Source organism: Phytohabitans sp. LJ34 (genome assembly GCF_052068095.1).
In the GTDB taxonomy this organism is placed as follows: domain Bacteria; phylum Actinomycetota; class Actinomycetes; order Mycobacteriales; family Micromonosporaceae; genus Phytohabitans.
In genome coordinates this window covers 353,590-366,122 of record NZ_JBQHDG010000005.1, presented here as the reverse complement: position 1 = coordinate 366,122, position 12,533 = coordinate 353,590, and the positions used below count along the sequence as shown (strand labels likewise).

At 73.3% G+C, this 12,533-nt stretch carries 9 protein-coding genes; 5 read left to right on the top strand and 4 right to left on the bottom strand.

Translation table 11 applies throughout. From position 1 onward, the window contains the following. Positions 1 to 103: 103 nt before the first annotated feature. Together ACTMTJ_RS11710 and ACTMTJ_RS11705 are read right to left on the bottom strand one after the other, a co-directional pair. Positions 104 to 1,435: a PrsW family intramembrane metalloprotease gene (locus ACTMTJ_RS11710; RefSeq protein ID WP_441216173.1), complete on the bottom strand. Its 1,332-nt coding sequence runs from the start codon at positions 1,433 to 1,435 to the stop codon at positions 104 to 106. Continuing rightward, the gene (locus ACTMTJ_RS11705) at positions 1,432 to 1,989 is read right to left on the bottom strand and encodes a hypothetical protein (protein WP_441216172.1); all 558 of its coding nucleotides are present in this window, start codon (positions 1,987 to 1,989) and stop codon (positions 1,432 to 1,434) included. The genes ACTMTJ_RS11710 and ACTMTJ_RS11705 overlap by 4 nt, the downstream gene beginning before the upstream one ends. Positions 1,990 to 2,194: 205 nt before the next feature. Here ACTMTJ_RS11705 and ACTMTJ_RS11700 point away from each other — a divergent pair, with 205 nt between their 5' ends. Genes ACTMTJ_RS11700 through ACTMTJ_RS11685 form a run of 4 tightly spaced genes read left to right on the top strand, consistent with a single transcriptional unit; the run spans position 2,195 to position 9,624 of the window. Continuing rightward, a complete protein-coding gene (locus ACTMTJ_RS11700) occupies positions 2,195 to 5,302 on the top strand; it encodes an FtsX-like permease family protein (RefSeq protein ID WP_441216171.1) in 3,108 nt (1,035 codons plus the stop codon). After that, positions 5,299 to 7,926: an FtsX-like permease family protein gene (locus tag ACTMTJ_RS11695; RefSeq protein ID WP_441216170.1), complete on the top strand. Its 2,628-nt coding sequence runs from the start codon at positions 5,299 to 5,301 to the stop codon at positions 7,924 to 7,926. Before ACTMTJ_RS11700 ends, ACTMTJ_RS11695 begins: the two co-directional genes overlap by 4 nt. Positions 7,927 to 7,984: 58 nt before the next feature. Beyond that, entirely contained in the window at positions 7,985 to 8,941 is a 957-nt protein-coding gene (locus ACTMTJ_RS11690; RefSeq protein WP_441216169.1) for an ABC transporter ATP-binding protein, read from the top strand. After that, complete coding sequence (locus tag ACTMTJ_RS11685; protein WP_441216168.1) at positions 8,938 to 9,624, top strand: ABC transporter ATP-binding protein; 687 nt, start codon at positions 8,938 to 8,940, stop codon at positions 9,622 to 9,624. Before ACTMTJ_RS11690 ends, ACTMTJ_RS11685 begins: the two co-directional genes overlap by 4 nt. Positions 9,625 to 9,707: 83 nt before the next feature. Here the strand turns inward: ACTMTJ_RS11685 and ACTMTJ_RS11680 are convergent, their stop codons facing one another. Both ACTMTJ_RS11680 and ACTMTJ_RS11675 read right to left on the bottom strand, forming a co-directional pair. Next, positions 9,708 to 9,917 carry a BldC family transcriptional regulator gene (locus tag ACTMTJ_RS11680; protein ID WP_007073996.1) on the bottom strand — a complete coding sequence of 70 codons (210 nt, stop codon included), beginning with the start codon at positions 9,915 to 9,917 and terminating at the stop codon, positions 9,708 to 9,710. A 257-nt stretch (positions 9,918 to 10,174) separates the two neighbouring features. Then, on the bottom strand, positions 10,175 to 11,014 hold the full coding sequence (locus ACTMTJ_RS11675) for a hypothetical protein (protein WP_441216167.1): 840 nt from the start codon (positions 11,012 to 11,014) through the stop codon (positions 10,175 to 10,177). 261 nt (positions 11,015 to 11,275) lie between these two features. Here ACTMTJ_RS11675 and ACTMTJ_RS11670 point away from each other — a divergent pair, with 261 nt between their 5' ends. After that, a complete protein-coding gene (locus ACTMTJ_RS11670) occupies positions 11,276 to 12,358 on the top strand; it encodes a Leu/Phe/Val dehydrogenase (protein WP_441216166.1) in 1,083 nt (360 codons plus the stop codon). The last annotated feature ends 175 nt before the right edge of the window (positions 12,359 to 12,533 follow it).

Genomic DNA, 12,533 nt, shown 5'->3' with positions numbered 1-12,533 from the left:
GAGCACCGTCTGTGACGCGGCGCGACCAACAGCGGACGGGTGAGGCCGCGGGAGCAGCGGTCGGGACCACGGCGGACGTCGCGGTAGCTCAAATCTTCGTCTTCTAGAAAGACAGTGCGGCACACGCTGCGGCGAGGATGAGTAGCGTAACGGTGAGGATGAGCATGCGGCGGCGCATGGAGCCGCGGCGGTCGTCGAGCGTCGTCGCCTCCGGGTGGCCCAGTGCGCGCAGCCGGCCCCGCTGGAGCAGCACCTCGTCGCGCCAGTGGCTCACCGCCGCCGACTCGTGCGTCGCCTGCGTCCGGCTCAGCTCCAGCGCCAGCCGTGCCTGGGCCCGCTGGAGCCGGCGCACCGCCCGCCGCCCGAGCACGCCCACCCGCGCGTACGCGTAGCGCCGGGCGTTGGCCCGCAGGTGTCCCATGCTCAGCACGCGCAGCTCGGCAGGGGTGGCGATGTCCGGGTCGTCGAGCGCGGCGAGCTGCTGGGTGTAGTAGTCCGCCTCCCGGTGCCGGGCGGTGCGCACCAGCAGCAGGATCGCCAGCATCGGCGGGATGCCCTTGGCCAGCAGCACCGCGATCAGGAGGTATCCGTTGTCGCCCACCTCGACGGCGAGCAGCGGTGAGTTCCAGACGAAGTGGCACGCCCACGCGCCGAGGAAGCAGGCCACCGCCACGCCGATCCGGAAGCGCACGGTGCGGTCGGTCCGGACCAGCACGGAGGCCACGCCGGCGCCGGCCAGCGCGCTGAAGAGCGTGTGGCTCCAGAGGCCGGCGAGGAAGCCCCGCACGAAGAACGTGCCCACCACCGGCCCGACGTCGTCGCCCCGGCCCGCGGCGGCGACCGCGCTCACCGCGTAGACGACGTCTTCGACCACCTGGAAGCCGAGTCCGACCAGCGAGCCGTAGATGACGCCGTCCAGGACGCTGTTGATCTGCGCCCGAGCGATCAGCACGATCGCGACGATGCCGAGCGTCTTGGCGACCTCCTCGACCGTGGGGCCGGCGATGGCCGAGCCCCAGGCCGCGGCGAAGCCCGGGGAGTAGGCCTTGGCGAGCATGTTCTGGATCGCGATGCTGCCGGGCGCGGAGACGGTCGTGGCGACCAGCCCGCCCCAGCCGAACGCGGTCGCCAGCAGCAGCGGCGGCTCCCGCTCCAGGTAGTCGAGCGCGGCGACGAAGAGCCAGAACGGCACCGCGTACACGGCGAACAGCGCCAGCGCGGCGGTGGTCGCCACCGGAAACTCCGCGATCGCGTGCCGGATCAGCACGACCGTGCGCACGGCGCCCACCGCCATCAGCAGCGCGACAAGCCAGAACGCCGGCAGCAGGAGCGACTTTCGGGCCACCGCCCAGGCCGGCGTCGGATGTACGGGAGCGGTGCGGGCGCTCCGCGGCGGCACACCGTGGCCACCGGGGCACCCGGCCGTCGCCGTCACAACCGCCCCCGGTAGGTGATGGTGGCGACGCTCGCCTCGATCGCCGGCTCGTTCTCCGCGAGCTGGGTTTCGGTGCCGCTGACCGTCACCTCGATGGAGACCTCGGGCGCGAGGAAGACCGCGTACCGCCCGGCGCGGTCCGGTGTCGTGTACGCGCCCTCGCGCCCGGTGAGCCCCGTGCCGGTCAGCGCCGGCAGGCCCGCTTCGAGCTGCCCGTCCGCGTTGGCCACCTTGCGGCGGAGGCGGTCGACGGCGCCGTCGAGGTCACCGCCGAAGGGCGCGACCACGATCACGTACCGGACCTGGCCGAGGACGAAGAGCGCGGTGCCCTGCCGCGCGGTGGGGCGGGTGCGGGTCACGTCGAGCATCGCCCCGGCCGGCGGTACGACGGTCACACCGCCACCCACCTCGTACGGCAGGTGGGGCGGGACGGGCCGCTCGGCGGGCAGCGCCCGGTCGACCATGGGCAGGCCGACGCCGATGGCCACGAGGATCAGCAGGATGCACGAGCTGGCTGCGGCGTTTTGGAGCAGCCGGCTCCGCGCGACCCTCATGCATCGACGCTAACGGCCGCTGACCAACGGCAGGTGATTTATTGACTACTCTCCGACAGATCACGTTCCGGTAACTGCGCCAACCTTCTTCGCCTCCCGAGACATCCATCGCTCGTAGACGGCGAAGAGACGGAGACGCATGAGGCTGGTGTTTCGTCGCGCCCGTGGAGTGAAAAGTCTCCTCCTCGCGGCGACCGGTGCGACCTTGATCGCGACCGTCCTGCTCACCGGCTTGGCCGACTACAGCCGCGAGGTGGTCGACGCCGGCGCGCGCAGCGCCGTCGCCTCCGCGGCGCCCGAGGAGCGCTCGATCCTCGTCCAGGGCCCGGCCGGGGGCAGGGAGTTCGCCACGCGGGACGCCGCGGTCCACGACAAGTTCGCGGGCGGCTTCGCGGGCATTCCCGCGCAGGTCTCCACCGCCGGGTACGCGGTGGGGCGGCAGCTCACCGGCGACGTCGGTGACGCCCGCCCGGACAAGGACGGCGTGGTCTTCGCGTCGGTCACGTTTCTCGACGGGCTGGCCGAGCACGCCGACCTGGTGGCCGGCGCGTGGCCTGAGCCGGGCGCGACACCGGTGCGCACCGTGCTGGCCGAGGCGGCCGCCCGCTCCCTGCACGTCGACGTGGGCGAGCGGGTCGCCATCCGCGACCGGCTGAGCGGCAAGACCTCCGAGATCGAGGTCTCCGGCATCTGGCGCCCGCGCGACCCGACCGCACCGTACTGGCGCCTCGCCCCCGGCGTCGCGGACGGCGTCGCGCCGCAGTCCTCCACGTACGGGCCGTTCGTCGTGGACCGGGCCGACTTCCTCAGCGGCTACGCCACCAGCGCCTCGGCCGCCTGGCTCGTCGAGCCGGACCTGGGCGGCGCACCGCTCTCCGCCCTCGGCGGGCTCCGCCGGGCCACCACCGCCGCCGTCGACTCGCTTGCCGACGAGGTCGGCCTGGGCTCGTCCGGGCTCGTCACCTCGCGGCTCGACCAGCTCACCGGGCGCCTGGAGCGGGCCGACCTGGTCGGCCGCTCGGCACTCGTCACGCCGATGCTGCTGATGGTGGTGCTCGGCGGATACGCGCTCGTGCTCGTCGCCTTGCTCATGAACGAGCAGCGCCGCGGCGAGACCGCGCTGCTGCGGGCGCGCGGCGCCGCCCGATTGCAGCTCGCCGGCCTGGCCGCCCGCGAGGCCGCGCTGGTCGTCCTACCCGCGGCCGTGCTGGCGCCGCTCCTGACCAGCCAGATCCTCCGGTACGTGGACCGGGTGCCCATGCTCGCGGCCGGTGCCCTGCGGCTCAACCCCCGGTTCGACGCGCTGACCTGGGTGGTGGCCGGCCTGGCCGCCGCCGGCTGCGCGCTGGCGATGCTCGGCCCGGCACTGCGCCGCGGCGGCACGTACGTGGCGGAGATGGCCAGCCGCTCCCGCCCGACCCGGCGCGCGGCCGCCCAGCGGGCCAGCCTCGACATCGCGCTGGTGGGCCTGGCCGTGCTCGGCTGGTTCCAGCTGCGGCAATATTCTTCCCCGCTGGCCGGCGGCGATCTCGGTATCGATCCCCTGCTCGCGGCGAGCCCGACGCTCGGCGTGCTGGCCGGCGCGGCGATCGCGCTGCGGGCGCTCCCGCCGCTGACCCGGCTCGCCGAGCGGGCGGTCGACCGCAAGCCGTGGACCGCCACGATATTCGGCATGTGGCAGGCGGGGCGGCGGCCGCAGGCCGGTCCGGTGCTCCTGCTCGCGCTCGCCGTCGCGGTGAGCACGCTCGCGTGGTGCCTGGCCGGCACCTCCGAGCGTTCCCTGGTCGACCAGGCCGACCACCAGGTCGGCGCCGACCTGCGGCTACTGGAGTCGACCCGCTTCGCGCCCGACGGGCGGGCGGCCGAGATCGAGGCGCTGCCCGGCGCCGAGACCGTGCTGCCGGCCTGGCGAGACAGCCTGCGGCTGGGCACCGACGGCGTGAGCGCGTCAGTGATCTCGCTGGACGCGACGCGGGCGGCCGATGTGGTGCGGGTCCGCGACGACCTGGCCGGCGGCTCACCGCAGAGCCTCTTCGCGAAGCTGAGCGACGCTCGGGCCGAGTCGCCCGTCGTCGACCTGCCGGCGCAGACCCGGCGGATCTCCGGCGTGGTGGAGACCGAGGTGGCCAACTGGACCAACGAGTTCTGGGCACCGCCCGAGCCGCCCGTGGAGACCTCCGCGGTCTTCGCGGTGGCGGGCGGCTACCGGCGGGTCCCGCTCGGCTTCAGCGGCAACGCACAGCCGCTGCGCTTCTCCGTCGACCTGCCCGCAGACCTCCAGCCGGCGCGGCTGGCCGGGTTCCTGGTCAACACCAATGGGCCGGCGGGTTTCCAGGTGGGCTGGCGGATGCGCTCGCTGTCGGCCGGAGGCACGCCGGTCGACCTGGGCGCCGCCGGGCCGTGGCAGGCGCGTACCCGCGCCGGTGACGAGGCCGTCGGCGGTGCCGAGGCGACCGCCGAGTACACCCTCCAGACCGCAGCGAGGTGGGGCGGCGCGCAGCCCGTCACGCTCGTCGTCACCCGCGCCCGCAAGGCCGCGCCGGTGCCGGTGGTCGCCACGCCGGCGGCCCTCTCCGCGCTGCGCATGGGCAGCGGCGACGAGACGCGCATGTCGCTCGGGGCGGACGAGGTCGGCGTCAAGGTCGTGGGCACGGTGTCCGCCGTGCCCGGCACCGAGGACACCGCCGCGCTGCTCGCCGACCTCCCGTCCCTGGCCGCGGAGGCCTTCTACGGCTACGGCGAGGTGCGCCAGCCGCAGGAGTGGTGGCTCGCGACCGGCGCGGATCCACATGCGACCGCTACGGCCGCCACCGCGCTGTCCGGCATCCAGGTGCTCGACCGCCGCGCCGCCGCGGCGGCGGCCGGCCGCGACCCGTACGGCGTGGGCGCGCGCGCCGCCCTCTTCGCCGCCGCCCTCGGCGCGGTGCTCATCGCGGCGATGGGCATCGGCGTCGACATCCGCGCCACCGCCCGCCGCCGGGTCGGCGAGCTCGCCGTGCTCCACACGCTCGGCGCGAGCCCGCGCCTGCTCGGCCGCTCGCTGGTGGCGGAGCAGACGTTCCTGGCCGGGGTGGGCGTACTGGTCGGGCTGGTGGTGGGCGTGGGCGTGGCCGCCACGATGGCGCCGCTGGTCATCCTCACGCCCGCGGCCGGCCGGCCGGTGCCGGAGCCGCTGCTCACCGTCGAGTGGTCGCCGGTCGGGGCCACCGCGGCCGGGCTGCTCGCGCTCACGCTCGTGCTCAGCGCGTCGGTGGCTCTCGCGGCCCGACAACGGCTCATCGCGGCCCAGCTGCGGATCGGGGCGGACGCGTGAGAGCCGTGCTCTGGCGGGTCCGGGTCTTCGCCGGACAGTTCGGGCTGCTCGCCGCCCTCGCCCTCGTCGCCGCCCTCCTGATCACGGCAGCGCCCCGGCTCGCCAACGACCTCACCGACCGCGCGCTGCGCGAAGACGTCGCCCGGCTGCCGTACTCCGCCAGGGATATCACCCTCGAGCAGCGGCCCGACTCGGTGGCAGACGACCCCAAGCTCGGCTCCGCGGAGGCCGCGCTGGCGACCCACCGCGACCGGATGCCGGCGCAGGTGCGCGGGTTGATAGGCGACGCGTGGTTCACCGCCGGGATCGAAGGGGTCACGTTCGCGCCGGCCGGCCCGCGGACCCAGTTCGGCCTCCGCACCCAGGCCGGCATGACCGATCGGGTACGCGTCACCGCGGGTCGCTGGCCGGCGAACGGCCCGGAGGTACGCGGCATCGAGGTGGCCGTCTCCACCGCGGTGGCCAAGCAGCTCGGCGCATCGGTGGGCACCGTCCTCGAGGTCGATCCCGCCCCGCAGAGGGGGGTGGGTGCCGGCCTGCCGGCGGTGACGGTCGTCGGCGTCTTCGAGCCGGTCGACGCCACCGACCGCGCCTGGGACACCCTGCGCCTGGCGCTGGAGCCGTTTGCGGGCCTGCCGCCGGAGACTCCTGGTGCCGTGATGGCGGTGACCGACGGCCCGGGCCTCGGCACCGCCGCACGTTCGCTGGGGCCGCTGTCGCTCACCTGGCGATACCGGATCGACGAGAAACGGCTCGACGGCGGCATGCTCGAGCCGCTCATCACCGCGTTCGCCGAGGTCAAGCGCACGCCGCCGGCGCCCGGCCTCACCACGTCGACAAACCTGGACGCCACGCTCGTGCGCTTCGACGGGCAGCTGCGTGCGGTCTCGGCGCTGCTGGCGGTCGTACAGGCGGGGCTCGTCGCCACACTCCTCGGGCTGATCGCGCTCGCGGCCGCGCTGGCGGTGGAGCGGCGGCGGGAGGAGTTCGCGCTGCTGCGGGCGCGGGGCGGCACGATCGCGGCGATCGGCGGGCGGGCGCTGGCCGAGTCGCTGGTCGTGCTCCCGCTGGCCACGGCCGCCGGCTGGCTCCTCGGCACGTACGTACCCGGCCGTGCGGCGGCCACCGGCTGGCTGGTCGTGGCTACCGGCGTGGTGGCCACGCTGGTGATCCCGGTGCTCGCGGCGGTGAGCCAGCGCCGCCTGTCGTTCACCGCCCGCAGGCAGGATCTCGTCCGCCACCGGCCCTCGGTGCGCCGGCTCACGGCCGAGCTGTTCTTCCTCGTGGTCGCCTGCCTCGGCGTGTACCTGCTGCGGCGGCGCGGGCTGAGCCAGGACGGTGGCGTCGACCCCTACCTCGCGTCGGTGCCGGTGCTGCTCGCCGTCGGCGCGGCGATCATCGCCCTGCGGGTGTTTCCGTGGCCGCTGGGGCAGCTCGGCAGGCTCGCCGCGCGGGCCCGCGGCGCGGTCGCCTTCCTCGGCCTCGCACGCGCCGGCCGGGGCGCACCGGTCACGATCGGACCGCTGGCTGTGCTGGTGGTCGCGATCGCCACCGGCATCTTCAGCGCCGTGGTCATGTCGTCGATCGGCGACGCCCGCGACCGCGCCGCCGACCAGGAGATCCCGGCCGACGCGCGGGTGTCCGGGTTCGCCTTCACGCCGGATACCGCCGAGCGGCTCGCCGCCGTGCCCGGCGTGACCGCGGTCGCGCCGGTGGCCGTCGACACGGCGACCAGCTACACGAGCGCGAGCGGCCGCGGCTCGGTGCTGGTGGCCGTGGTGGACGCGGCCGCGTTGGACCGGGTCGTCAGGTCGAGCGGAGTGGGCGTCTCGGTGCCGCCCGCCCTTGTCGACGCCCGGCCCGGCGGTGGCCCGTTGCCGGCACTCGTCTCTCCGGACATCGCCGCCGAGGTGGGCGCCGGCGGGGCGACGACCATGCACAGCCACGCGTTCGACTTCACGGTCGCCGCGGTCGCGGACGCGTTCCCGGGTATCGGCTCGACGAGCGGGCGGTTCATCGTGCTGCCGCTCCAGGCGCTGCCGGACCCGGCCGCGGTCGCGCTCAACCAGTTCCTGGTCGCCGGCGACGCGAGCGCGGAGGCGCTGCGCGCGGCGAGCGCCGAGGGCTCGGCCAGCGGCGTCACGGTCACCACCTGGGCCGACCACCGCCGCGACCTGGACGAGACCGGCGCCAACGAGGTGCTCAGCTTCACGTTCACGACCGGGGCGGTCGGTGCGACCGCGCTGGCGCTGCTGGCGGTCGGCTTCACCGTGCTGGCCGGCGCCCGGATCCGCGGTCAGGTGCTCTCCCGCCTCCGCACGCTCGGCCTCTCTGGTCGGCAGGGCCGGGGCCTGCTCGTGTACGAGCTGGTGCCCCTCGTGGCCATCGCGGTGCTGGCCGGTGGTCTGGTGGGCGTGTTCCTGCCCCGGGTGATCGGGCCGGCGCTGGGCCTGTCGAGCTTCACCAGCGGCGCGGCCGTGCGCACCGCCCTCGATCCGCTCCTGGTCGGCGCGGTGCTGGCGCTCGTGGCGGCCTCCCTGGCCGCCGCGGTCTTCGTCGAGAATGTGATCAACCGGCGGCTGCGCCTCGGTGAGGTGCTGCGCGTGGGACAGGAGGGCTCTTGAACGAGCGGCGGAGGCGGCCTCCTCGGGCCGGTGCTGAGCGAGCGACCGGAGGGACACAGTGACAGCGACGACCGACACGCCCAGCCTCGCGGAGTTGCAGCAGCGGGCGGCCGAGCGAGCGGCGGCGCGGGCCGGCGGCACCGACCGGCTGCGTGGCCACATCGTCTGCGACGGCCTGGTGCGCATCTTCAAGACCGACGGCATCGAGGTCGTGGCACTCCAGGGGCTCGACCTGGTGGTCGACCGCGGCGAGCTGCTGGCGATCGTGGGCGCCTCCGGATCGGGCAAGTCGACGCTCCTCAACATCCTCTCCGGCCTCGACGTGCCGACCGCGGGCATCGCCCGGGTGGCCGGCGTCGACCTGCTCACGATGTCGGCGAAGCGCCGCCTGCGCTACCGGCGGCACATGGTGGGCTTCGTCTGGCAGCAGACCGCCCGCAACCTGCTCCCGTACCTCACCGCCAAGGAAAACGTCGAGCTGCCGATGCGCCTGGCCCGGCGCCGGGCCGGCACGCGCGCCCAGGAGCTTCTGGAGATGGTCGGCGTAGCGCACTGCGCCGACCGGCGGCCGGCCCAGATGAGTGGTGGCGAGCAGCAGCGTTGTGCGGTCGCCGTGGCGGTCGCCAACGACCCGGAGGTGCTCTTCGCCGACGAGCCCACCGGCGAGCTCGACGAGGCCACCGCGGGCGAGGTCTTCGGCGCGCTACGCACGATCAACGCGGAGCTCGGCGTCACGATCGTGGTCGTCACCCACGACCCGCAGGTCGCGTCCCAGGTCCGCCGCACGGTCGCGATCCGCGACGGCCGGACGGCATCGGAGGTGCGCCGCTCGGCACGGGTCGCCGACGACGGGTCGCACGAGCTGGTGACCGAGGAGTACGCGCTGCTCGACCGCGCCGGCCGCATGCAGCTGCCGGCCGCCTTCGTCGACTCGCTCGCGCTGCGCGAACGGGTCAAGCTCAACCTCGAACCCGACCACGTCGAGGTCCGCCGCGGGGATGGTGGGGAGAAATGATCGTCCAGGTGGAGGGCGTCAGCCGTGACTTCGGCAGCGGCGGGCGGGTGGTGCACGCGGTGCGCGACGTGAGCTTCGCGGCCGGCGAGGGCGAGCTGGTGGCGATCCGGGGCCGCTCCGGCGCCGGCAAGACCACGCTGCTCAACCTCATCGGCGGGCTCGACCGCCCCACCGCCGGCACGGTGTGCGTGGCCGGGCACGACGTCACCGCCGCTGGCGAGGCGGAGCTGCTGTCATTGCGGCGCGGCACGATCGGGTTCGTCTTCCAGTCGTTCGGCCTGATCCCGATCTTGTCGGCCGCGGAAAACGTCGGCGTGCCGTTGCGGCTGGCCAAGGTGCCGCCGGCCGAGCGCGAGCAGCGGGTGGCGATGCTGCTGGAGATGGTGGGGCTGGGCGCGCACGCGGCGCAGCGGCCGTACGAGCTGTCCGGTGGCCAACAGCAGCGCGTGGCGGTCGCGCGGGCGCTGGCCAACGATCCTCAGCTGCTCATCGCCGACGAGCCGACCGGCCAGCTCGACTCCGAGACCGGACGGTCCATTATGGACCTGCTCCGGGCCCTGGTGCGGGCGCGCGGCATGACCGCCCTCGTGGCCACCCACGACGCCAGCCTCATCGACATGGCCGACCGCGTGCTCATGCTCCGCGACGGCGCTCTGGCCAGCCCGGATCCCGCATTGACGTAGTTCGCGTTCCCACACAGTCGAAGGGCGGGACACCTTACGGGTGTCCCGCCCTTCGCACAAAGGCTCGACTGGAGAGCGGTCCGTCAGTCTCCCTGACGCTGCTGGGGAATCTGCCCCTGCAACAGAGCACGAACCTCAGACTCGCGGTAACGCCGGTGGCCACCCAGAGTCCGGATCGCACTGAGCTTTCCCGCCTTCGCCCACCGGGTCACAGTCTTCGGGTCAACACGGAACATCGACGCCACCTCGGCCGGCGTGAGTAGCGGCTCTGGTTCGTGCGTTCGCGATGCCATCGGTCACTCCTCCACATACCTATAGACATCGGCCGGGGTCCCGCCGGCCGACGCGTCTCCCATGGTCCGGCTAGTCCCCGATGTCCGACATGGGCCGAACGGCCTAACGTCCTTGGATGGACGGATGAGCAATGACCGATTTATGGTGATTTTATACGCCAGAAACCGTCTTTTTTGGACCCTGTGTCACGCTTCGTGATTAGCCAATTACGTGCTTTTGGGCCACTGGGAGCGCGCCCAGTGTACCGAAATCGGCCTTAATTGCACCGTTCCAGTAACTGGACCGCGCGCCACCGAGACACCAGCTTCTCGTACGCCTCGGTCGCCGCGTCGGCGTCTCCACGGGACAGCCCGGCGAGCCCGGCGGCGACCAGTTTGGGCGAATCGTCGTCTTCTAGGACGTCGTCCGACAGCAAGTCGACAAGACCGCCGTAATCGAGCTCCACGACCGATCGGGGGTGGAACTCTTCCAACCACCGCGCCCCCTCTTCGACCGCCTCGGTGATCGGCGCGTCGCCCACCGACTTGCGGAGCACCGAGACGCCCCGGTGGGCCCGCCGCCGCGCCTTGGAGATCTCCGTGCGGTAGCGCAGCGCCCGCCGGCCGCGCCGGGTGACGAGCTCGCGCTCGTCGGCGTCGACGAAGACGAACCACCGCAGCGGCACACCCCACGTCGCGATCTGCTCGTGCACGCGGGGCACACCGTGCTCGAGCACCCGGGCGCCGCTGCGCCAGTCTTCGACGATCGCCTTCGCCTGGCCCGCCAGAATCGGCGGCACGAACGCGTCGGCGAGCACCGAGGGCACCCCGTCACGGGCGCTCAGGGCCGCCTCAGCGACGCGCACGCGCAGGTTCCAGGGACAGACCAGCAGAGTGTCGTCGGCCTCCAACACGTACGCCTCGTCGGGCAGGTCGGGCAGGCGGGTCCAGCCAGCGCCGAGCGCCTCCAGCACGGCGGTGCGCTGGCGGCCGGGGCCCTCGATCGGCGCCACCGCACGGCCCTCCCGCACGTACCGCCGCCAGAACATCTGGCGGTCGCGGTCGAAGGCGGTCAACGGCTCATAGACCCGCAAATACGAAGCGAACAGCGACGGCACGGCGCGATCCTCCCACGAAAAAGTACGCCGACAACGTCGGCGTCACCAATGAACCTTCTTCAACCGGACAGAGCGGCGAGTGCGCCCAACCTTTGGCTTGACAACGACGGAGGGCGAGTGGGGTCGAAGAAGGTTCGTTTCTGGCGGTACGCGAGGGGCCGGTGCGTCGCACTAGGCTCGGAATCGAGCCGGCAACACCCCGCCGGCCGTTGGAGTCGCCGCGCCCCAAAAGGGTGCACCACGACCTACCGGAGGCAGCCCATGCACGTGTTCACCAGCACAGAGAGCCAGGACGCCACCCCGCACGAGCAGGTCGTCTTCTGCCAGGACCAGCAGACCGGCCTGAAAGCGATCATCGGCATCTACTCGACCGCGCTCGGCCCGGCGCTCGGTGGCACCCGCTTCTACCCGTACGCGAGCGAAGAAGACGCCCTCCGCGACGTGCTCGACCTCTCCCGCGGCATGGCGTACAAGAACGCGCTCGCCGGCCTCGACCACGGCGGCGGCAAGGCGGTCATCTGGGGCGACCCGGAGCGCGTCAAGACCGAGCCGCTCCTGCGGGCGTACGGGCGCTTCGTGCAGTCGCTGGGCGGCCGCTACTACACCGCCTGCGACGTCGGCACTTACGTGGCCGACATGGACGTCGTGGCCCGCGAGACCCGCTACGTGACCGGCCGCAGCCGCGAGCACGGCGGCGCCGGCGACTCCTCGATCCTCACCGCCTTCGGCGTCTTCCAGGGCATGCGTGCGGCCGCCGAGCACACTTGGGGCGCGCCGACGCTCGCCGGGCGCCGCGTCGGCGTGGCCGGCCTGGGCAAGGTGGGCAAGGTATTGGTGCGCCATCTGCTCGACGACGGTGCCAAGGTCGTCGCCACCGACGTCAACGAGTCGGCCGTCGAGTTCGTCCGCCGGTCGCACCCACAGGTCGACATCGTCGCGAACACGACCGAGCTGATCACCTCCGACATCGACGTGTACGCGCCCTGCGCGCTCGGCGGCGCGCTCGACGACGACACGGTGCCGATCCTGCGTGCCAAGGTGGTCGCCGGTGGGGCCAACAACCAGCTCGCCCACCCCGGCATCGAAAAGCTGCTCGCCGACCGCGGCGTGCTCTACGCACCGGACTACGTGGTCAACGCGGGCGGCGTGATCCAGGTCGCGGACGAGATCGAGGGCTTCAACTTCGAGCGGGCGAAGCTGCGCGCCACCCGGATCTACGAGACCACGAGGGACATCCTCCGGCTCGCCGACGCCGACGGAGTGCCACCGGCCGTGGCCGCCGATCACCTGGCTGAGCGGCGCATGGCCGAGGTTGGGCGGCTCCGTTCCATCCATCTCGGCTAACGGGCGGTGTCGGTCATGACCGGATCCGCAAAACGACCCTTACCCACCCCAGAGGCCGGATCCGGACGATCTCGCGCGACGCGCGGGGGTGGCGCGGGTAACCCGAGGTGCCGAACCGTGGCATCCCCATGTACCGTAAGAGCCACGAGAGATGCCTGACGTCATCGGGGCCCGC

What these genes read in the sequence shown, in the direction of transcription:
- ACTMTJ_RS11680 (WP_007073996.1), bottom strand. Translation starts at nt 9,917, where the DNA reads ATGGCATCGCGAACGCACGAACCAGAGCCGCTACTCACGCCGGCCGAG.
- ACTMTJ_RS11705 (WP_441216172.1), bottom strand. Translation starts at nt 1,989, where the DNA reads ATGAGGGTCGCGCGGAGCCGGCTGCTCCAAAACGCCGCAGCCAGCTCG.
- ACTMTJ_RS11685 (WP_441216168.1), top strand. Translation starts at nt 8,938, where the DNA reads ATGATCGTCCAGGTGGAGGGCGTCAGCCGTGACTTCGGCAGCGGCGGG.
- ACTMTJ_RS11670 (WP_441216166.1), top strand. Translation starts at nt 11,276, where the DNA reads ATGCACGTGTTCACCAGCACAGAGAGCCAGGACGCCACCCCGCACGAG.